17 protein-coding genes are annotated in these 19,740 nt (G+C 72.1%); 3 read left to right on the plus strand and 14 right to left on the minus strand.

Annotated elements, in window-relative coordinates:
- Positions 1-178: 178 nt before the first annotated feature.
- Positions 179-898, plus strand: coding sequence for a class F sortase (locus ACFVWY_RS02200; RefSeq protein ID WP_389866350.1), 720 nt, complete (start codon positions 179-181; stop codon positions 896-898).
- Positions 899-1,011: 113 nt separating this feature from the next.
- Positions 1,012-2,514 (plus strand): FG-GAP-like repeat-containing protein, encoded by a 1,503-nt coding sequence (locus ACFVWY_RS02205; RefSeq protein WP_389866352.1) that lies wholly within the window; start codon positions 1,012-1,014, stop codon positions 2,512-2,514.
- Between the two features lie 77 nt (positions 2,515-2,591).
- On the opposite strand, the gene ACFVWY_RS02210 is transcribed toward ACFVWY_RS02205, so the two are convergent.
- The 8 genes from ACFVWY_RS02210 to ACFVWY_RS02245 form a co-directional block, all read right to left on the minus strand.
- On the minus strand, positions 2,592-3,203 hold the full coding sequence (locus ACFVWY_RS02210; protein ID WP_389866355.1) for a response regulator: 612 nt from the start codon (positions 3,201-3,203) through the stop codon (positions 2,592-2,594).
- Positions 3,200-4,390 carry a sensor histidine kinase gene (locus ACFVWY_RS02215; protein ID WP_389866358.1) on the minus strand — a complete coding sequence of 397 codons (1,191 nt, stop codon included), beginning with the start codon at positions 4,388-4,390 and terminating at the stop codon, positions 3,200-3,202. Before ACFVWY_RS02215 ends, ACFVWY_RS02210 begins: the two co-directional genes overlap by 4 nt.
- A complete protein-coding gene (locus ACFVWY_RS02220) occupies positions 4,387-5,073 on the minus strand; it encodes an ABC transporter permease (protein ID WP_389867077.1) in 687 nt (228 codons plus the stop codon). The genes ACFVWY_RS02215 and ACFVWY_RS02220 overlap by 4 nt, the downstream gene beginning before the upstream one ends.
- A 62-nt stretch (positions 5,074-5,135) precedes the next feature.
- Positions 5,136-6,074 carry an ABC transporter ATP-binding protein gene (locus ACFVWY_RS02225; RefSeq protein WP_389866361.1) on the minus strand — a complete coding sequence of 313 codons (939 nt, stop codon included), beginning with the start codon at positions 6,072-6,074 and terminating at the stop codon, positions 5,136-5,138.
- Positions 6,075-6,284: 210 nt separating this feature from the next.
- Positions 6,285-8,117 carry a hypothetical protein gene (locus ACFVWY_RS02230; RefSeq protein ID WP_389866364.1) on the minus strand — a complete coding sequence of 611 codons (1,833 nt, stop codon included), beginning with the start codon at positions 8,115-8,117 and terminating at the stop codon, positions 6,285-6,287.
- 441 nt (positions 8,118-8,558) lie between these two features.
- On the minus strand, positions 8,559-8,999 hold the full coding sequence (locus tag ACFVWY_RS02235; RefSeq protein WP_389866367.1) for a DUF6113 family protein: 441 nt from the start codon (positions 8,997-8,999) through the stop codon (positions 8,559-8,561).
- On the minus strand, positions 8,996-9,895 hold the full coding sequence (mshB, locus tag ACFVWY_RS02240) for an N-acetyl-1-D-myo-inositol-2-amino-2-deoxy-alpha-D-glucopyranoside deacetylase (RefSeq protein WP_389866370.1): 900 nt from the start codon (positions 9,893-9,895) through the stop codon (positions 8,996-8,998). Before mshB ends, ACFVWY_RS02235 begins: the two co-directional genes overlap by 4 nt.
- A gap of 65 nt (positions 9,896-9,960) precedes the next feature.
- Positions 9,961-10,155 (minus strand): hypothetical protein, encoded by a 195-nt coding sequence (locus tag ACFVWY_RS02245; RefSeq protein WP_352273294.1) that lies wholly within the window; start codon positions 10,153-10,155, stop codon positions 9,961-9,963.
- Between the two features lie 189 nt (positions 10,156-10,344).
- On the opposite strand from ACFVWY_RS02245, the gene ACFVWY_RS02250 reads away from it, so the two are divergent.
- On the plus strand, positions 10,345-12,477 hold the full coding sequence (locus tag ACFVWY_RS02250; protein WP_389866374.1) for a prolyl oligopeptidase family serine peptidase: 2,133 nt from the start codon (positions 10,345-10,347) through the stop codon (positions 12,475-12,477).
- A gap of 20 nt (positions 12,478-12,497) precedes the next feature.
- Here ACFVWY_RS02250 and ACFVWY_RS02255 read toward each other — a convergent pair whose 3' ends face one another.
- From ACFVWY_RS02255 to ACFVWY_RS02280, 6 genes are all read right to left on the minus strand, one after another.
- On the minus strand, positions 12,498-13,490 hold the full coding sequence (locus tag ACFVWY_RS02255) for a hypothetical protein (protein WP_389866377.1): 993 nt from the start codon (positions 13,488-13,490) through the stop codon (positions 12,498-12,500).
- Positions 13,491-13,652: 162 nt separating this feature from the next.
- A complete protein-coding gene (locus ACFVWY_RS02260; RefSeq protein WP_389866380.1) occupies positions 13,653-14,849 on the minus strand; it encodes a dipeptide ABC transporter ATP-binding protein in 1,197 nt (398 codons plus the stop codon).
- Positions 14,839-15,816 carry an ABC transporter ATP-binding protein gene (locus ACFVWY_RS02265; protein ID WP_389866383.1) on the minus strand — a complete coding sequence of 326 codons (978 nt, stop codon included), beginning with the start codon at positions 15,814-15,816 and terminating at the stop codon, positions 14,839-14,841. Before ACFVWY_RS02265 ends, ACFVWY_RS02260 begins: the two co-directional genes overlap by 11 nt.
- Positions 15,817-15,829: 13 nt before the next feature.
- Positions 15,830-16,804 carry an ABC transporter permease gene (locus tag ACFVWY_RS02270; protein ID WP_389866386.1) on the minus strand — a complete coding sequence of 325 codons (975 nt, stop codon included), beginning with the start codon at positions 16,802-16,804 and terminating at the stop codon, positions 15,830-15,832.
- Complete coding sequence (locus tag ACFVWY_RS02275; protein ID WP_389866389.1) at positions 16,797-17,720, minus strand: ABC transporter permease; 924 nt, start codon at positions 17,718-17,720, stop codon at positions 16,797-16,799. The genes ACFVWY_RS02270 and ACFVWY_RS02275 overlap by 8 nt, the downstream gene beginning before the upstream one ends.
- A gap of 64 nt (positions 17,721-17,784) precedes the next feature.
- Positions 17,785-19,416 (minus strand): ABC transporter substrate-binding protein, encoded by a 1,632-nt coding sequence (locus ACFVWY_RS02280; RefSeq protein WP_389866391.1) that lies wholly within the window; start codon positions 19,414-19,416, stop codon positions 17,785-17,787.
- Positions 19,417-19,740 lie beyond the last annotated feature (324 nt).

Below are 19,740 nucleotides of genomic sequence, written 5' to 3' on the forward strand. Positions count from 1 at the left end.
CCCGCCCTCGCGCGCCCCCCCCCCCGCCCGGGGGGGGGGCCGGCGGGGCCGGACCCCCCCCCCGGGGGGGGGGGGGGGGCGGCCCCCCCCCCCCACCGCCGCCCCTCACCTCCGTACCCGCCGTACTCGCCGAAAGACGCCGCCCTCCCCTCGCCGTACAACCGAAAGGCACGTTCCCATGGCCGCCCCGCAGTCGACCGGCTCCTCCCCCACCCGGACCGCACCCCGATCCCCGCTGGCCCGAGCCTTGCTGTGGCCCGCACTGGCAGCCGGGCTCGGCATGGTCCTGATCTACAACTCCTTCGGCACTCCGGTGAGCAGCAGCCGGTCGGCCCCGCCCGTGGCCCTCTCGTCCCCCTCCCCCGAGATCCTCGGCCACCACGCCGCCCCCGCTCCCGCCATGACGCCGAAGGAGCCCGTGGGCCCGTCGATGGCACGTTCGGAGCCGACGCGGCTGGAGATCGACGCCCTCGGCATCGATGCCCCGTTCACCGATCTGTCGCTCGGCGCCAACGGCCAGCTGGACGCGCCGCCGCCCGACGACAAGAACCTGGTCGGCTGGTACAAGGACGGCACCAGCCCCGGTGAGCGCGGCACCGCGATCGTGGCGGGCCACGTCGACACGAAGACCGGCCCGGCCGTGTTCCTGCCGCTCCAGACCATCCAGCCCGGTGCCGAGGTAGACATCACCCGCGCCGACGGTTCGGTGGCGGTCTTCAAGGTCGACGGTGTCCGGCAGTACAGCAAGGCGGACTTCCCGAACGAACTGGTCTACTCCGACAGCGACTTCTCCGACCTGCGGCTGATCACCTGCGGCGGCACGTACAACAAGACCGTCAAGGACTACGAGGACAACGTGGTCGTCTTCGCCCACCTCGACAGCTACACGAAGGGCTGAGCCGGCAGCCGTCACCGCACAACCATCCACCGGGCCGCGAGGTCGAACGGGGCAGTACGGAACCCGCTTCCGTACTGCCCCGACTCACGTACCGAGTACCGGAGTTGATCGACATGTCCGCTCTGCTCCTCCGCCACGGGCTGGCGACGGCGACCGGCATCGCCCTGCTCGCCGGGGCCCTGGCCGCCCCCGCGGGCCACGCCGCCGACTCCCCCGCGAGGTCCGCGGCACCCGCCGCCGCGAAGGCGCCGGGCACCAAGCGGCTGCCCGACGACTTCAACGGCGACGGCTATCCGGACGTGGCCGTGGGCGCCCCCATGGCCGCCGTCGGCGGCTCGGAGGGCGCGGGCGCGGTCAGTGTCCTGTTCGGCGGCCCCGGCGGCCTCACCGCCACCCGCAAGCAGGTGCTGACCTGGCCGGACCGCCCGGGGATCACCAACCCCGGCGACGCCCGCTACGGCACCGGACTGCGCAGCGCCGATCTGGACGGGGACGGCTACGCGGATCTCGTGGGCCGCCTCTGGGCGTACCTCGCCGATGGCGACCAGGGCACCGTGCTGGCCGTCAACTGGGGCGGAGCGTCGGGCCTTTCGGCGAACGCCACCCTGGTGAAGGCCGTCCCCGGCGATCAGGTCGACGGTACCGGTGACCTGGACGTCGGTGATGTGGACGGCGACGGGCGGCCCGACATCGCGGTGGGTGACGTACGGCGCGGCGGCCACGTGCTGCACGGCCCGTTCAGCCGTACGGGGGCGTGGAGCCGGGTGAGCGCCTTCTCGGCCGACGGCACCGCCGTGATCGACACCTCCACGATCGCGCTCGGCGACATGACCGGCGACGGTCGGGACGATCTGGTGCTCCTCGGCTTCGGCCCGGATGACCCGTGGCAGCAGCACACGTACCTGCTGAGGAGCGGCCGCGATGGGTTCGCCGCCCCGGCCGAGGTCCTGGATGCGGACCGGGCCCCGGTCGGCGGCGACTCCGCGGGCGTCGCCGACCTGGACCGGGACGGCCACGGGGATCTCGTGATCGGGCGTGCCGACGAGTGGGCCGAGCGGGACGCCCCCGGGAAGAAGGGCGGCGCGCTCTTCGTCGCGTACGGCGGCCCGGAGGGGCCCGGCGCGTCCCGGGCGCCCGTCTGGATCAGCCAGGACAGCGAGGGCGTCTCCGGCACCGCCGAGTACCACGACCGGATGGGCTACAGCCTGGCGCTGGGCGACACCGACGGCGACGGCTACCCCGACATCGCCACCGGTCTGCCCGGTGAGCGGATCAACGGCATCGCCGACGCCGGCCGGGTCCTGGTGTTCAAGGGCGGGCCGCAGGGTGTGAGCGGTGCGGGGTCCAAGGAGTTCGGCCAGTACACGGCCGGGGTGCCGGGGGCCGCCGAGGCGGGCGACCAGTTCGGTGAGGCGCTGGCGCTGAGCGACTACGACGGTGCCGGCCGGGCGGAGCTGGTGGCCGGCGACCCGGCGGAGAACGCGGCACGCGGCGCGCTGTGGACCTTCCGTACGGATGCCACCGGGATCGTCGCGCAGGGCTCCGCCTCGTTCGGCGCGGCCACCCTCGGAGCCCCGGCCGGCCCGTCGATGTTCGGCCAGTACCTGACGCACTGACGCACTGACGGACGGGCGGACGGGCGGACAGACGGACGGGCGGACCGGGGAGCCGGGCGGACCGGGGAGCCGGTCTTCTACAGCCAGCCCTTCTCGCGGGCGATGCGGACGGCCTCCGCGCGGTTGCGGGCCGCGAGCTTCTGGATGGCCATGGAGAGGTAGTTGCGGACCGTGCCCTGCGAGAGGTGGAGGGCGGCGGCGATCTCGGCGTTGGTGGAGCCGTCCGCCGCCACGCGCAGGACGTCGCGTTCGCGCTCGGTGAGCGGGCTCGCCCCGTCGGCGAGGGCCGCCGCGGCGAGGGTGGGGTCGATGACCCGTTCCCCGGCGAGGACCTTCCGCACCGCCGCGGCCAGTTGGGCGGCCGGGGCGTCCTTCACCAGGAAGGCGTCGGCGCCCGACTCCATGGCCCGGCGCAGATAGCCGGGACGGCCGAAGGTGGTGACGACGACGAGCTTCACGGCCGGGAGTTCGCGCCGCAGGAGCGCCGCCGCGTCGATGCCCGTCATGCCCGGCATCTCGATGTCCAGGAGCGCCACGTCGATGTCGTGCGCCCGCGCGGCGTCCAGCACCTCGTCGCCCCGGGCGACCTGGGCGACCACCTCGATGTCGGGCTCCAGGCCGAGCAGCGCCGCGAGGGCCTCGCGCACCATGGACTGGTCCTCGGCAAGAAGAAGTCTGATCATGCTCATTCCGTGGATCCTAGGCCGGAACCGAGCGGGACGCTCAGGGTCAGGGTGAAGCCCTTGCCCGCACCGGAGCCCGGCCCCGGGCCGCCCGCCGACGTGGCCAGGGTGCCGTCGACCGCCGCGAGGCGTTCGCCGATGCCGGTGAGGCCGTTGCCCGGTTTCGTGCTTGAGGGGCCCACCCCGTCGTCCGCGACGGTGAGTTCGAGGACCTGTCCGTCCAGGGTCTGGCGCGGGGTGAGGGCGACCGTGCAGCGCCGGGCCCCGCTGTGGCGTACGACGTTGGTGACGGCCTCCCGCAGCGCCCAGGCGAGCACCTCCTCCGGCTTCTGAGGCAGGTCGTCGGGTGCCTCGGCCGGGACGTCGGCCGTGATCCCGGCGGCGGCCAGTGCCGTGCGGGCGCCCGCGAGTTCGCCGGGGAGGGTGGGGCGGCGGTAGCCGGTGACCGCGCTGCGCACATCGATCAGGGCCTGGCGGCTGACCTGTTCGATGTCCGCGACCTGGGCGGCCGCCTGCTCCGGGTGGCCGGGCAGCATCCGCCCCGCCAGCTCGCTCTTGAGCGTGATCAGGGAGAGGGAGTGGCCGAGCAGATCGTGCAGATCGCGGGCGAGCCTGAGCCGCTCCTCGTTGGCGGCGAGCTGGGCGACGGTGGCACGGGCCTCGCGCAGCTCGATCGTCGTCCGGATCAGCTGCCGTACGCCGGTCATCGAGAAGCCGCCCAGCAGGGCCGGGAAGACCAGCGCGGTGATGACCTCGCGCGGGTGGTCGGCCGCCAGGCCCAGTCCGACCAGGACCGCCGTGACGGCGGGGATCAGCCAGGCGGCCGTCCGCAGCGGGAGGGTGGCGCCCGCCGAGACCGCCACGTAGACGAAGAGGACCAGCCAGGAGGTGCCGAGCGTCAGGGTGAGCAGGACGGCGAGGGCGCCGAGGAAGGCGATCGCGAGGTGGACGCCACGGTCGTCCCCGTCCCTGGGCGTGCGGCGCAGCACCAGGAGCAGATAGGCGCCGACGAAGGTGAGCAGGCCGACGGCGCCGAGCACCGTCGCCCAGGGGGTGTGGTGGCCGCCGGTCAGGTCCTTGACGGGCGCGCTCATGAACGCGAGCCAGACACCGACCCAGAGCAGCTTGATCCCCATCTGCTTGCGGTCGGTGGGCGGGCGCCCGGTGCCGGCGGACGTCTCGTCGTCGTTCACGCCTTCAGGGTGTCCTTCCGGTAGAGCCAGGCCGCACCGCCCGCGAAGACCACGAAGTAGGCGCAGAGGATCACGACGTCCTTGGCCTGCGGCGAACCGCCCATCTCGATCGCCTGGCCGAGAGAAGCGTACGCGTGTGTGGGCAGCCACTCGGCGATGTTCTGGAGCCACCGCGGGAAGGTCGCGCTGGGCATCCAGAGGCCGCCGAGGATGGAGAGCCCGAAGTAGATGATCATCGTGAGCGGGCGGACCGCGTCCCCGCTGGCCAGGTAGCCGAGGGCGACCCCGAGCGCGGCGAAGACCAGCGAACCGGCCCAGATGACACCGCCCAGCGCGAACCACTGCCAGACCTCCACCCGTACGTGCTGGACAACGGCGGCCACCAGGAAGACCACCACGATGCAGGGCAGGGTGACCACGGCCGCGCTGGCGATCTTCGCGAGGACGTAGCCCCGGCCGGGCAGCGCGGTGAGCCGCAGCTGACGGACCCAGCCCTTCTCCCGCTCCTTGGCGATGCGTTCGCTGTTGCCCATGAGGACGGCGGTCAGCGCGCCGAAGGAGGCCATCGAGACCATGAAGAAGGCCTGGAAGGTGAGGTCGGTGTGCGGGATGCGGTCGGAGGTGTTCTGGGTGCCGGAGATCAGCAGGTAGATCACCGAGGGGTAGACGACCGAGAAGAACATGAACTTCTTGTTCCGCAGAGTGCGGGTCACTTCGAGCCTGATCAGGGCCCACGAAAGGAAATTCAGCACGCGGTTCTGGCCTCCTCGGCCTCGGTGAGGGCGACGAAGGCCTGTTCCAGGCCCAGTCCGGCGACTTCGAGGGCGCGCGGGTAGAGGCCGAGCCCGTAGACGGCGTGGACGGTGGCGTCGGCGTCGTGCGACTGGATGCGGACCCGGCTGCCGTTGACGTCCAGCGCGGAGAGGTGCGGCAGGGAGCGCAGGGCCGCCTCGTCGACCGGGCCCTCGAGCTCGAAGGAGATCCGGCGGGCCCCGGCCCGCGCCTTGATCTCGGCGGCGGTGCCGTCGGCGATCAGCCGGCCCTTGTGGAGGACGAGCACCCGGTCGGCGACCGCGTCGGCCTCTTCGAGGTAGTGGGTGGCGAACAGGACGGTACGGCCCTGTGCGGCCTGCTCGCGCATGGTGGCCCAGAAGGCCTGCCGGGCGGTCACGTCCATGCCGGTGGTCGGCTCGTCGAGGACGATCAGGTCATGGGCGCCCGCGGTGGCCAGCGCGAAGCGGACGCGCTGCTCCTGGCCGCCGGAGAGCTTGTTGACCATCCGGTCGCCGATCCGCGTGATGCCCGCCCGGGAGAGCACCTCCGCCACCGGGAAGGGCCGGGGGTGCAGGGCGCAGGCGAGGCCGACCAGCTCCGCGACCGTGACGTCCTCCATCAGCCCGCCGGTCTGGAGCATCGCGCCGACCCGGCCCGCGGCGATGGCGGCCTGCGGGGCCGTGCCGAAGACCTCGACGCTGCCGGAGTCCGCGGTGCGCAGGCCGAGCAGCAGATCGAGGGTGGAGGACTTGCCCGCACCGTTGGGGCCGAGGAGCGCCACGGTCTCGCCGGGGTGCAGTTCGAGGCTGAGCCCGGCGACGGCGCGCACCTCTCCGTAGGCCTTGGTGACCTGGGCGAAGCGGACCGCGGCGGTCTTCGCCCCGGTGGCCTCGCTGGCTGTCGTTGTCATGGGTCCAGCGTCACGGAGGGCGGGGCTCCCTCGGCAGAGCCGTCCATCGTGGAATCGGGATGACAGATGTCATGCCGTCCATGAGCGGATGTCACGGCGCGCGGCCACCGCCGTGCCGCACCCGGGCCGGGACCGCACCGGGCGTACGGCGCCGCCCCCGGCCGGAGGTCCGGCCGGGGGCGGCGGGGCGTGCGCTGCGGGGGACTCCGGTCAGCCGGTGGTGCCGCCCGCGGCGTCGAGGCTGATGACGGCGGTGCGCTCGGCGGGGGTCTTGCCGAGCAGCGCGGTCTGCATGGCACGGGCCACGTCGTCCGCGGCGAGCTGGCGCTTCTTGCCGTCGTCGCCGGTGATCATGATGCCGTCGAAGACGCCGTCGCAGAGGCTGTCGATGGCCTTCGTGTCGTACCGCGCGACCAGCTTGCCGTTGACCGGGGCCATGGAGAGGATCTGCGGCAGCGACCTGGACGGGCCGAACTGGATCTGCTTGGCACCCGCCTTGATGGTGACCAGGCCCGACATCGCGGGCTGCGCGAACTCCTTCATCGCCCGGTCCAGTTCGGCCTGGCCGATGGTGGGTTCATGGGTGCCGACGGGCAGTTCGACCACCTTCGACCGGCCGGTCTGCACCTGGGCCCGGTACGCGTCGCGCACCGAGTTCATCGACCGGCTGACGTCCAGCGCCTTGCCGGACTTCCCGGGTACGGCGACGGCCTTGTCCGGCTCGAACTTGATGGTGCCGTCGTTGGAGGAGCCGGAGACGCCCGCCAGGTCCGCCAGCGCGACGCCCAGCTTCTCCTCGTCCACCGGGATCACCGGGTCGACGACGCGCTTGGTGCCGAAGAGGGAGCCGATGACGGAGACCGGGTTGTAGTCGCTGCCCGCGGCGGCGCGCACGGTCTCCTGGCTGTCCAGCGCGAGCCCGGCCTTGTCGGGTGCGAGCCGGGTCTCGCGGCCGTCCACGGAGAGCTGGAGCGGGGCCACCGCGCGCTTGCCGAGGGCGGCGTCCAGCTTCGTGACGGCCTCGTCCTTCGTGCCGCCGCCGATGTCGACGCCGAGGACCGTGGTGCCCTTGGGCACGTCGGAGTGGTTCATCAGCAGCCCGGCGCCGTAGGCGACTCCGGCCAGGACGACCACCGCGACGCCGAGGAGGACCAGCTTGGAGCGGCCCTTCTTCTTCGCGGGCGCGGACGCCGGTTCCGGCCGGGGGGCGGGTGCCGGGGCGGCCGGGCCGCCGGGCCCCGCCGGTCCGGTGCCCATCGGGTCGTCGAGGCCGGCCGGCCCCTGGCCGGGACGGGCTCCCTCGGGCGCTCCCGGGAACGGGGACGCCGTCCGGTGCTCCGGCGGTACGACGGGGATGCCGCTGGTGAGGGTGTCACCGGAGACGTTGCCGCCGGGCCCGGCGGGGGCCGGACCGGCGAACTGCGGGGTCAGCACGGCGGTGTCGTCGGACAGCCGCGGCACCGGGCCGCCCGGAGTGCCGACGGCGCCAGGCCCCTTCGGGCCGGAGGTGCCCGGCCCGCCGAGGTCCGGGGTGAGGGCGGACGTCCCGGTGGCCGGGCCCGTGGTGGGTCCGGCGGGGCCGGGCGTGCGCACCCCGAGGTTCGGCGTGGGGCGCTGGCCGCCGGACGGGCCGGGCCCGAAGTCGTCGGACCGGGGCGCGCCCGGGTCGCCCGTGCGCTGCGGACCGTCCGAGAAGTACGGCAGGCCGGAGCGGGGCGGGGCGGACGCCGCGTCGGCGCCCTCACCGCCGCCGACGACGGGCGTACCGGCGGCCGGAGTGCCACCGGGCGGGGTGCCGACCACCGGGGTGCCGCCGGGCGGGGTGCTCGCGAGGGGCTTGCGCGGGGCGAACCAGTCGCTGCCGCTCTTCTCCCGGGCCGGCTTCTCGGCGGACTCCGCGGCAGGGGCGGCCGTCCGGTCCTCGGCGGCCGGGGCCGCGCCGGAGGCGTCCGGCGTGTCCTTCCCGGCGGCCGGGCCGGGGCGCGGGACGCTGCCCGTGCGCTCGGCGTCGGCGCTGTCGGCCTCTCCCACGGGCGTCCGCATGACGACGGGCGGGATGGGACGCGAGCCGGGGATGTTGATCCGGATGCGCGTCGTCAGCGTCGTCTCGGTTCTCGGCTCGTCGGCCCGGGACGCGTCCGCGGCTTCGGGGCTCCCCTCCGGCGCGTCCTGCGAAGGGTGCGACGACGGATACTGGCGTGATCCGTACGGCGGCGTCCCCGAGGGGTACGCGGCGCCTCCGCGCCCCTGGGGCCCGGAGGACGAACTGTCAGTTTCACGACTCAAAGCAGGTTCTCCCGATTGGCTCCGCCGCCCGTACTTCCCCCATGCCGCAGGCCTGGGGACGGCTCGGCGCGCGAACCACCATACTGGCCGCAGCCGACGCACACCCCGCGACCGGGGGAAACGGCTGTACGACCCGGACGGGCACGGGGCATCAGGCCGTGTTCACCGGACACGGCCCAAGGGATCGGACGAGGCACTTTACTTGCCGGGCCGGACGCTTTCGGCGCCCGGCCGGGGCACCCGCGACATGGTGGCACAGATCACAGCGACGACCATCCCGCCCAGCAGGAAGAGGGCGAGGCCCAGTTCGTCGCCAAATACATAGTCGCCTTCCGGCCGTCCGCCCAGCAGGACAACGATCGAAATCAGCCAGCCTCCGGCGGGCGCCAGTGCCCCGAGCTGGGTGCCGAAGACCAGTCGGCCGCCGAGGAAGAGCCCGGCCGCGGCCAGCAGGGCCAGCAGCAGCCCGCCAGGGAACCAGGCGGCCTGGACGAGTGTCCCGGCGGTGCCGACGAGCGCGCCGAGCACGGCGAGGCCCGCGTAGGCGGCGATCCGGGCGGGGTTGAACGGGGCGGCCAGGCCGGTGGCCGCGGGGGCCGGGGCCGCGGGGCGCGGGGCGCGCTCCTTGCCGCCGCTCATCGCTCTCCTCCCGTCAGGCCCGCGAACAGGTCGTCCTCCCGGGTGCCCCGCGGCGCCCCGTACACGCCGCGCACCAACTCGTAGTACTCGGTGGTGAAGAGGGGCTGGCCGAGGTCGTTGGAGAGGGCGAAGAAGGAGCCGTCGACGGCGATCTGCGTGGCGTGGGCGCGCATCGCGGCGCTCTTGGCGGCGGCGTGCGCCGAGCCGTCGATCTCCGCGGCGATCCGGCAGTCGTCGACCACGCCCGGTACGTCGTCGAGGGCGGCGATGCCGGGGAAGGCGTCCGGTGCCGTGGCCCGGAGGCGGGCGAAGCCCTCCTCGGCGACGGTGCGCGGCATCCGGGTCCAGTAGACCTTGGCGATGGTGTGCGGGGCGCCCTCACCGGGGCGGAACGCGGGGTCGGCGGCGAGCTCCGTCGCGCGCGTCGCGACGCGGTGGGCCTGGATGTGGTCGGGGTGTCCGTAGCCGCCGTCGGAGTCGTAGGTGACCAGAACCTGCGGGCGCACCGAGCGGATGACCTCCACCAGGTGTCCGGCGGCCTCGTCCACGTCGGCGGACCAGAAGGCGCCGGGGCGGCCGTTCTGCTCGGCGCCCATCATGCCGGAGTCGCGGTAGCGGCCGGGACCGCCGAGGAGCCGGTGGTCGGTGACCCCCAGCTCCTTCATCGCCGCGTCGAGTTCACCTTGGCGGTAGGGGCCCAGGGTGTCGTCCCGGTCGGCCGCGAGATGGGCGAGCGAGGGCGGGATGACCTCGCCCTCCTCGCCGAGTGTGCAGGTCACCAGGGTGACCTGGGCACCCTCGGCCGCGTACTTGGCCATGGTGGCGCCGTTGTTGATCGACTCGTCGTCGGGGTGCGCGTGTACCAGGAGGAGGCGCCGGGCGGGATGGTCCGTCATGGCACCAGCCTACGAGCCGGACGCACCGGTCTCCGCCCGCACACCTGTCGCCGACGGACCGGGCCTCAGAACTTGAGACTGCCGATCATCCCAGCCACATTCGAGGTCAGGTTCGAAATGCTCGGCGCGATCGACGAGCTGGCGAGATAGAAGCCGAGCAGTGCGCAGACCACCGCATGTCCGCCCTTCAGTCCGGATTTCCGGATCAGCAGGAAGACGACGATCGCCAGCAGCACCACCACGGAAATCGAGAGTGCCACGGCGGTTCACCTCCATCAGTACGGTCGAGACGGGCAGCACACATGGAGCCAGCAGGTTTCCTACCCACCGAGCGCTACGGATCATAACTATCCGTGGAAAGGCACTGATCGGTGCACGGCAGCACGAGGGGCGCACGCTCGGCCGACCGGGCACTCCCCGACCGGTCGGCCGGGGACTAGGTTCGACGTATGACTTCACAGCCGATCTCGTTCCCCCGTCAGCACGCCAGGACCATGCGGTTCACCCTCGGCGCCCCCCGGTCGTTCACCGTCTCGCCCGACGGGGAGCGGGTGATCTTCCTGCGCTCGGGGTCCGGAACGGACCGTTCCAGCCAGCTGTGGGTGCTGGACCTGCCGAAGGACGGGACGCCGCAGGAGCGCGTGGCCGCCGATCCGGCGGCCCTGCTGGGCGGTTCGGCGGAGCGGCTGTCGGCGCAGGAGCGGGCCCGCCGCGAGCGCAGCCGCGAGGGCGCCTCGGGGATCGTCGGCTACGCGGTCGACGCGGCCGCCGAGTTGGCCGCGTTCGCCCTCTCCGGGAAGGTCTACGTCGCCGGGCTGCGGTCGGGTACGGCACGTGCGCTGCCCGTTCCGGGCCCGGCGATCGACCCCCGGCCCTCACCGGACGGACGACAGATCGCCTATGTGTCCAAGGGCGCGCTGCGCGTGGTGGGCGCGGAGGGCGAGGGTGACCGGGCCCTCGCCGAGCCGGAGGCGGACGAGGTGTCGTACGGCCTCGCGGAGTTCGTCGCGGCCGAGGAGATGCAGCGGTCGCGGGGCTACTGGTGGTCGCCGGAGTCGGACCGGCTGCTGGTGGCCCGGGTCGACAACAGCCCGGTGCAGCGGTGGTGGATCGCGGACCCGGCGCACCCCGAGCGGCGGCCCGCCGAAATCGCGTACCCGGCGGCGGGAACGCCCAACGCCGAGGTGCGGCTCTTCGTGCTGGGGCTGGACGGCTCCCGCACCGAGGTGGTCTGGGACCGGGCGGGCCATCCGTACCTGGCCCAGGTGCACTGGTCGTCCGACGGGGCGCCGCTGCTGCTGGTGCAGTCCCGCGACCAGCGAAGCCACCTGTTCCTCGCGGTGGACCCGGAGACCGGGCGGACCCGGACGGTGCACGCCGACGAGGACCCGGTATGGCTGGAAATCTACCCCGGGGTGCCTGCCTGGACGCCGGACGGCCGGCTCGTGCGGATCGCGGACGAGGGCGGCGCGCGGGTGCTCGCTGTCGGCGACCGGCCGCTGACCGGGGCGCGGCTCCAGCTGCGGTCGGTGCTGGACATCGGCGAGTCGGACATCCTGGTGTCGGCCACGGCCGGCGAGGAGGCCGCCGAGCCGGAGATCGGCGAGACCCATGTCTACCGGGTCAACGAACTCGGCGTGGAGCGGGTCTCGGAAGGGGCCGGGGTGCACACGGCGGTCCGCGCGGGCGGGGTGACGGTGCTGGTCTCGCATTCCCTGGAACGGTCCGGGGCCCAGGTCCAGGTGTTCCGGGACGGCAAGCCGGTCACCACCGTGGCGAGCCACGCGGAGCAGCCGGTCCTCTCCGCCCGGGTGCGGCTCACCGAGGGGGGCGCACGGCGGATTCCGTGCGCCGTACTGCTCCCCGAGGGATACAAGGAATCGGATGGTCCGCTTCCGGTCCTGATGGACCCGTACGGCGGGCCGCACGGCCGGCGGGTGGCCGCCGCGCAGAACACGCACCTCACCTCTCAGTGGTTCGCCGACCAGGGCTTCGCGGTCGTGGTCGCGGACGGCCGCGGCACTCCGGGGCGTTCACCCGCCTGGGAGAAGGAGGTCAAGAACAACATCGCCCTCACGGTGGACGACCAGATCGAAGCGCTGCACGCGCTCGCCGACCGCTTCCCGCTGGACCTCGGCAAGGTCGCGATCCGCGGCTGGTCGTTCGGCGGATACCTGGCGGCCCTGGCCATCACGCGGCGGCCCGACGTCTTCCACGCGGCCGTGGTCGGCGCCCCGGTGACCGACCAGCGGCTGTACGACACCCACTACACCGAGCGCTACCTCGGTGACCCCGCCGAGCAGCCCGAGGTGTACGCGCACAACTCGGTCGTCACCGACGAGGGGCTGTCCGGGGCGGCCGAGCAGGTCAGGCCGATGATGATCGTCCACGGCCTCGCGGACGACAACGTGGTGGTCGCGCACACCCTCCGGCTCACCTCGGCCCTGCTCGCGGCCGGGCGCCCGCACGAGGTGCTGCCGCTGAGCGGGGTGACCCACATGACACCGCAGGAGCAGGTGGCCGAGAACCTGCTGCTGCTCCAGGTCGACTTCCTGAAGCGGTCGCTGGGGCTGAAGGGCTGAGAGCCGGTCCGCCCTCCCCGTCACCAGCCCGGCGGCGGCTGGGACGGGGGCGGCGGCCCGAAGGGGCCGGGCCACGGTCCGTACCCCGGCCCGAACCCCTGCGCGGGGGCGGGGGCCGCCCGGCCCGGCAGCGCCGCCGCCAGCAGCGTCACGGCTCCGGCGAACACCTGGAAGAACCCGGTCAGCACGAGCAGTTCGTTCTCGACCGGCAGGTCGGGGAAGTGCCGCAGCAGGTCGTAGTGGACCGTGCGGATCACGCTCAGGACGCCTTCGAGCAGCACCAGCCCGGCGGCGATCAGACCGAACGGCCGCGCGTGCGCGCCGCGGGCGACCGCGCTCACCGCCGCGAACAGGCAGAGCAGTGCCAGGAGGACGGAGAACCAGCCGGGCGGCGGATCCGTCAGCGGCTGGAAGATCCGGTCCCCGCCCAGATACCAGTCGGGGTACACGTCAGGTCCCCGTACCGCCTGGCGGACCTCCCAGCCGATCGTGACCACGGCGGCGGCCCCGAGGCCCAGGAGGACGATCACTCCGGCGCCCGTCCCCGGCCGGGCCGGGGGCCGTTCGGCGTGATCGCGTACCGGGCGGCGGCCCGCCCCGGCGGTGATGACCAGCGCGATGCCCGCGGCGAGCGCGACGAAGGCGCCGATCAGGGCGCGGGTGCGCAGGTCGTCGGAGAACCGGGCGTCCATCCGGGCCTCGCCGATGTTCCAGAGCCCGGGAAGCCGCACGCCGATCGTGACCACGCCGACGGCGACCAGCGCGCCAGCGGCCACCGAGGACCGCAGGGCGGCGACAGCCGCGGCGGCGTACACCACGAGCAGCACCGGGTCGTAGGCCGATGTGGTCGGCGGCATGGTGAACCGGGCGTCGTAGAACCCCGCCCAGCGCTCGCCCAACTGCCCGATTCCGTCAGCGGCGTTGACGTCCCGTACGATCCAGCCCGCGGCCATCAGCGCGAGCACCGCGCACAGAACGGCGCCGGTGACCCGTGCCCCCCGTGTCAGTATCATCCGAGCGATACTCACACCGCGGTCCGCGGCGGACAAGGGGTTCACCGGCGTGGTGCGCGAACGGGCAACCGGCCGGGAGGGCTTGGCGGCTTCCCGGCCGGTACACGCTGCGCCAGGCGTGCACCGCGAGCCCCGTCCGCCCGGCAGCACCTGGCACGCGCGCTAGCCGGCTCCCGGCCCCTCCGGTCCCTCTGGCTCGTCCGGTCCCTCCGGCTCGTCCGGTCCCTCCGGCTCGTCCGGTCCGTCCTCGGCACCCGGCGGGCCCGGTGCCTCCAGCAGCCCCTCCGGCGGGACCACCCGCTTCTCCTCCGCGAAGTGGCAGGCCGAGTCGTGCCCGGCCGGGGAATCGGCCAGCCGGAAGACCGCGGGCACCGCCAGCAGCGGCACCTCCAGCGCGCACCGCTCCTGCGCCTTCCAGCACCGGGTGCGGAAGCGGCAGCCGGAGGGCGGATGGGCGGGCGAGGGGACGTCGCCGTGCAGGATGATCCGCTCCCGGTGCTCCCGGGCTGCGGGGTCCGGCACCGGGACCGCCGACAGCAGCGCCTGGGTGTACGGATGCGTGGGGTGCTCGTAGATCTGCTCGTCGGAACCGATCTCGACGATCCGGCCGAGGTACATCACACCGACCCGGTCGGAGATGTGCCGGACGATCGACAGGTCGTGCGCGATGAAGACGTAGGCGAGGCCGAACTCCGCCTGGAGCCGGTCCAGCAGATTGACGACCTGGGCCTGCACGGAGACGTCGAGCGCGGAGACCGGTTCGTCGGCGACGATGATCTCCGGGTTCAGGGCCAGACCGCGGGCGATGCCGATGCGCTGGCGCTGGCCGCCGGAGAACTGGTGCGGATAGCGGTTGATGTACTCCGGGTTGAGGCCGACCACGTCCAGCAGGTCCTGGACCTTCCGGCGCCGCTCCCCCTTCGGGGCCACCTCGGGGTGGATCTCGTACGGCTCGCCGATGATGTCGCCGACCGTCATCCGCGGGTTCAGCGAGGTGTACGGGTCCTGGAACACCATCTGGATGTTGCGGCGGACCGCCTTCAGCGCCCGGCCGGACAGCTGGGTGATGTCCTCGCCCTTGTACCGGATCGCCCCGGCCGTCGGCTGTTCCAGGTGCACCAGCATCTTGGCCACGGTCGACTTGCCGCAGCCGGACTCCCCCACGATGCCCAGGGTCTCGCCCGCGGCCAGGTCGAAGGAGACCCCGTCGACCGCCTTGACCGCGCCGATGTGCTTCTTGATCAGGATGCCCTGGGTCAGCGGGTAGTGCTTGGCCAGGTCACGGACCTCCAGGATCGGCTCGCCGGTCCGCACGGCCGCCTCGCGGACCGGGCCGGTCGCCGGATCGTCAGCGCGCATCGAGCGTCTCCTTCCAGAAGTAGCAGGCGCTCTCGCGGTGCTCGGCCACCTCGAACAGCGGCGGCACCTCGCCCCGGCAGATCTCCTGAGCCAGCGGGCACCGGGGGTTGAAGGCACAGCCGGGCGGGATGTGCAGCAGGTTCGGCGGGAGGCCCTTGATCGCGTACAGCTCCCGGCCCTTCTGGTCCAGGCGCGGGATCGACCGGAGCAGGCCCTTGGTGTACGGATGGGCGGGGGCCCGGTAGATCTCGTGGACCGGAGCGGACTCGACGATCCGGCCCGCGTACATCACGGCGATCTTGTCGGCGACGTCCGCGACGACGCCGAGGTCGTGGGTGATCAGGATGAGGCCCATGTTCAGCTCGCGCTGGAGCTCGGCGAGCAGGTCCATCACCTGGGCCTGCACGGTCACGTCGAGGGCGGTGGTGGGTTCGTCGGCGATGATCAGCGAAGGCTCCAGCGCCATCGCCATGGCGATCATGATGCGCTGGCGCATACCGCCGGAGAACTGGTGCGGGTAGTTGCCGACGCGTTCCCTCGCCGCCGGGATGCGGACCCGGTCCATCAGCTCGACGGCCTTCGCCTTGGCGTCCTTGCGGGACATCCCCCGGTGCACGACGAACATCTCACCGAGCTGCTCCCCCACGCTGAGCACGGGGTTGAGGGAGGAGAGCGCGTCCTGGAAGATCATGGCCATCTCCTGGCCGCGGATCCTCCGGCGCTCGTCCTTCTTCATGCTCAGCAGGTCGCGGCCCTTGAAGAGGATCTCGCCGCCGCCGATCCTCCCCGGGGGCATGTCGAGGATGCCCATGATGGCCTGGGCGGTGACGGACTTGCCGGATCCGGATTCGCCGAGCACGGCCAGCGTCTCGCCCTCGGCCACCGAGTAGGTGACCCCGTTGACGGCCTTGGCGACCCCGTCGCGGGTGTGGAACTCCACGTGCAGATCGCGCACTTCGAGCAACATGGCAGCGGGCTCCTCAGCGCAGCTTGGGGTCGAGGGCGTCGCGCACCGCGTCGCCGAGCATGATGAAGGCGAGCACGGTGACCGCCAGGGCCCCGGCGGGCCAGAGCAGCATGTGCGGGGCGTTGCGGATGTACTGGGAGGCCGCGGAGATGTCGATGCCCCAGGAGACGGCGGGCGGCTTCAGCCCGACGCCGAGGAACGAGAGCGTCGCCTCCAGCGAGATGTACGTGCCGAGCGCGATGGTCGCGACGACGATGACCGGCGCGATGGCGTTCGGGGCGATGTGGCGCAGCAGCACGCGGGAGTGGGAGGCGCCGAGGGCCCGCGCCGCCTGCACGTAGTCGTTCTGCTTGGCGGTGATCACCGAGCCGCGGGCGATGCGGGCGATCTGCGGCCAGCCCAGCAGCACGATGAAGCCGATCACCGGCCAGACGGTGGCGCTGGTGACCACGGAGAGGAAGACCAGGCCGCCGAGGACCACCGGGATGCCGAAGAAGATGTCGGTGAGCCGGGAGAGCACGGTGTCCCACCAGCTGCCGAAGAAGCCGGCCAGTCCGCCGAGCAGCCCGCCGAGGAGGGTGACGCCGACGGTGGCGCAGACGCCGACGGACACCGAGTTCCGGGCTCCGTAGACGGTGCGGGTGTAGACGTCGCAGCCCTGGCCGTCGAAGCCGAAGGGATGGCCCGGCTGGGAGCCCTCCTGCGCCTTGCCCAGGTCGCAGTCCAGGGGGTCCTGGTCGGCGATGAGCTGGGGCCAGATCGAGATGATCACCAGGAAGAGGATGATCAGCGCGGAGATGAGGAAGACCGGGTTGCGGCGCAGGTCGTGCCAGGCGTCGGACCAGAGGCTGCGCGGCTTCTGGGCGGGGCCGCTGCCCGGGGGGCCGCCGGGGGCCCTTTCGAGGGTGGTGCCCTCTTCGAGGGCGAGGTCCATCGCGCCTCCCGATCCGGCCGACGAGATCGCCTCGTCCGGTGTCTGCTCAGGCATAGCGGATCCTCGGGTCGAGTACGGCGTAGAGCAGGTCGACGATCAGGTTCGCCGCCAGGAAGACCAGGACGAGGATCGTGACGAAGCCGACGACGGTCTGGGAGTTCTGGCGCAGGATGCCCTGGTAGAGCTGGTAGCCGACGCCGTGGATGTTGAAGATCCGCTCGGTCACGATCGCCCCGCCCATCAGGGCGCCCACGTCGGTGCCGATGAAGGTGACGACCGGGATCAGCGAGTTGCGCAGCAGGTGCCGGACGACGACGCGGCGCTGGGGCAGCCCCTTGGCGACGGCGGTGCGTACGTAGTCGGCGCGGGCGTTCTCGGCGATGGAGGTGCGGGTGAGCCGGGTGACGTAGGCCAGTGAGACCGAGGCGAGCACCAGACCGGGGATCAGCAGCTCGTTGAACGGGGCCTCGGGCGCTACGGAGGGTTTGATGACGCCCCACTCGACGCCGAGCAGCAGCTGGAGCAGGAGGCCGGTGACGAACGTCGGGATGGAGATGACGACCAGGGTCAGGATGAGCACGGTGGTGTCGACGGGGCGGCCACGGCGCAGTCCGGTGACGACGCCGAGGGTGATGCCGATGACGACCTCGAAGACGATCGCCACGATGGTGAGCCGGATCGTGATGGGGAAGGCGGTGGCCATCAGCTCGGTGACCTTCTGCCCGTTGAACGCGGTACCGAAGTCCCCGGTGAAGACGTTGCCCATGTAGGTGACGTATTGCTGCCACACGGGCTTGTCGAGGCCGAATTCCGAGCGGAGCTGGGCGGCGGTCGCCGGGTCGCACTGGCGGTCGCCGCAGAGACCCGCGATGGGGTCGCCCATCACGTTCACCATGAGGAAGATCAACAGAGTGGTGCCGAAGAAGACCGGGATCATCTGCAGCAGCCGCCGGATCACATAACGTCCCATGCGGGGGCTCCGGGGGTCGCGGGGGTCGGATGGCCCGGGGCCGGGAGGTCCCGGCCCCGGTGGGTCACTTGACCTTGATCTGCTCGTACACCGGGACGCTGAACTGGTTCAGCGACACGTCGGAGATCCGGTCCGAGTAACCGGCGCTGCCGTTCTGGTACCAGAGCGGGATGACGGGCATCTGGTCGGCCAGGACCTTCTCCGCGTCCTGGAAGGTCGAGACGGCCTTGGCCCGGTCGGTCTCGGCGTTGGCCTTGTCGATCAGGTCGTCGAACTCCTGGTTGCTCCACTTGCCGTCGTTGGAGGAGGCGTCGGTGTAGTAGAGCGGCTGGAGGAAGTTCTGGATGAGCGGGTAGTCCATCTGCCAGCCGGCCCGCCAGGCGCCGGTCAGCTTCTGCTGGGAGACCTGGCTGCGGAAGTCGGCGAAGGTGCCGACGGGCGCGCCGATGCAGGCCTTGTTGTTGCCCAGCGCCCGGTTGATGCTGTTGCAGATGGCGTCCACCCACTCCTTGTGGGAGCCGGTGTCGGCGTTGTACGTGATCTTGAGCTGGCCGCCGGGGATGCCGCCGCCCTCCTGGACCAGCTTCTTGGCGTTCGCCGCGTCGTACTCGCAGGGCGCGCCGCACAGCCCCTCCTTGAAGCCGCCCTTCTCACCGAGGACCGGGGAGGTCCAGTCGGAGGCGGGGGTGCGGGTCTGCTGGAAGATCTGGTCGGTGATCTGACGGCGGTTGATCGCCATCGACAGTCCCTGGCGGACCTTGACCCCGCCGGGGGTGTCCCACTCCTTGCCGTAGAAGGGGAAGGCGAGGGTCTGGATGATGCCGGCCGGGGTGTTGATGTAGCGGTCGCCGAGGTCGGCCTTGACGTTCTTGAGCTGGGAGGCGGGTACGTCGTCGACGAGGTCGAGGTTGCCCGCCGTGAGGTCCGTGTAGGCGGTGTTGCTGTCGGTGTAGACCTTGAGGTCGATGCCGCCGTTGACGGCCTTGTCGTCACCGGGGTACCCGTCCCACGTGCGCAGGTTCATCGAGGAGCCCTTGGTGTACGTGTCGACCTGGTAGGGCCCGTTGCCGATCGGCTTGGAGATCCAGGCCGCGTGGTCGGTGAAGAACGCCGTGGGGAGCGGGGCGAAGGCCGGGTAGCCGAGGGTGTCGGGCCAGAGGGAGAACTTCTGCGACAGCTTCACCGTGAAGGTCCGGTCGTTGACCACCTTGAGTCCGGAGAGGGTGGTCGCGGTGGCGGTGCCGGAGTCGGGGTGCGCCTTGTCGTAGCCGTCGATGTAGCCGAAGAAGTAGGCGTTCTTCTGATTGTTCTTCAGCAGGGCGCCGTAGTTCCAGGCGTCCACGAAGGACTTGGCGGTGATCTTCTCGCCGTTGCTGAAGGTCCAGCCGTCCTTCACGGTGACCGTGAAGTTCTGGTTGTCCTTGGTGTCGATCTTCTCGGCGAGCATGTTGGTGGCCGCGCCGGTCTTCGGGTCGTACCGTTTCAGGCCCCGGAAGATCATGTCGAGGACCTTGCCGCCCTGCACCTCGTTGGTGTTGGCCGGTTCGAGCGGGTTCTGCGGGTCACCCCAGGACGAGCTCACGACGCCGTCCGCTCCACTGCCGCCACTGCTGCTGCCCCCGCCGCCGCATGCCGTCGCCGCCAGGGCGACGACCGCCGCGCATGCGGCCCACTTGGCCTGTGTGGCTCCGCGCATGGAGTTCCTCCTCGTCGTGCTCCGTCTCACTTACGGTCAAATATCACCGCACAAGGGGCATAGCGCACACCTACCCCACCCATTCGGGCGCGTCGGAGCCGATTCGAGTGGCACATCGCGGGCCGCTGCGCTCCGTGCGCACGGGCGGACCCGCTCCGCGCGCACGGACGGACCCCGGCGGAACCGACAGCGGACCGGTAACGGCCACGCATCGAATGCGCATCGACCGCGAGTCAGTCTGATCCGATGTACGCATTCCGAGACAACAGCGCCCGCATATCGGACTCATTGCCGGAGTTCACCCCATTGCGCCGCGTTCGCACC

The organism is Streptomyces sp. NPDC058195 (assembly GCF_042883525.1).
In the GTDB taxonomy this organism is placed as follows: Bacteria; Actinomycetota; Actinomycetes; order Streptomycetales; family Streptomycetaceae; genus Streptomyces.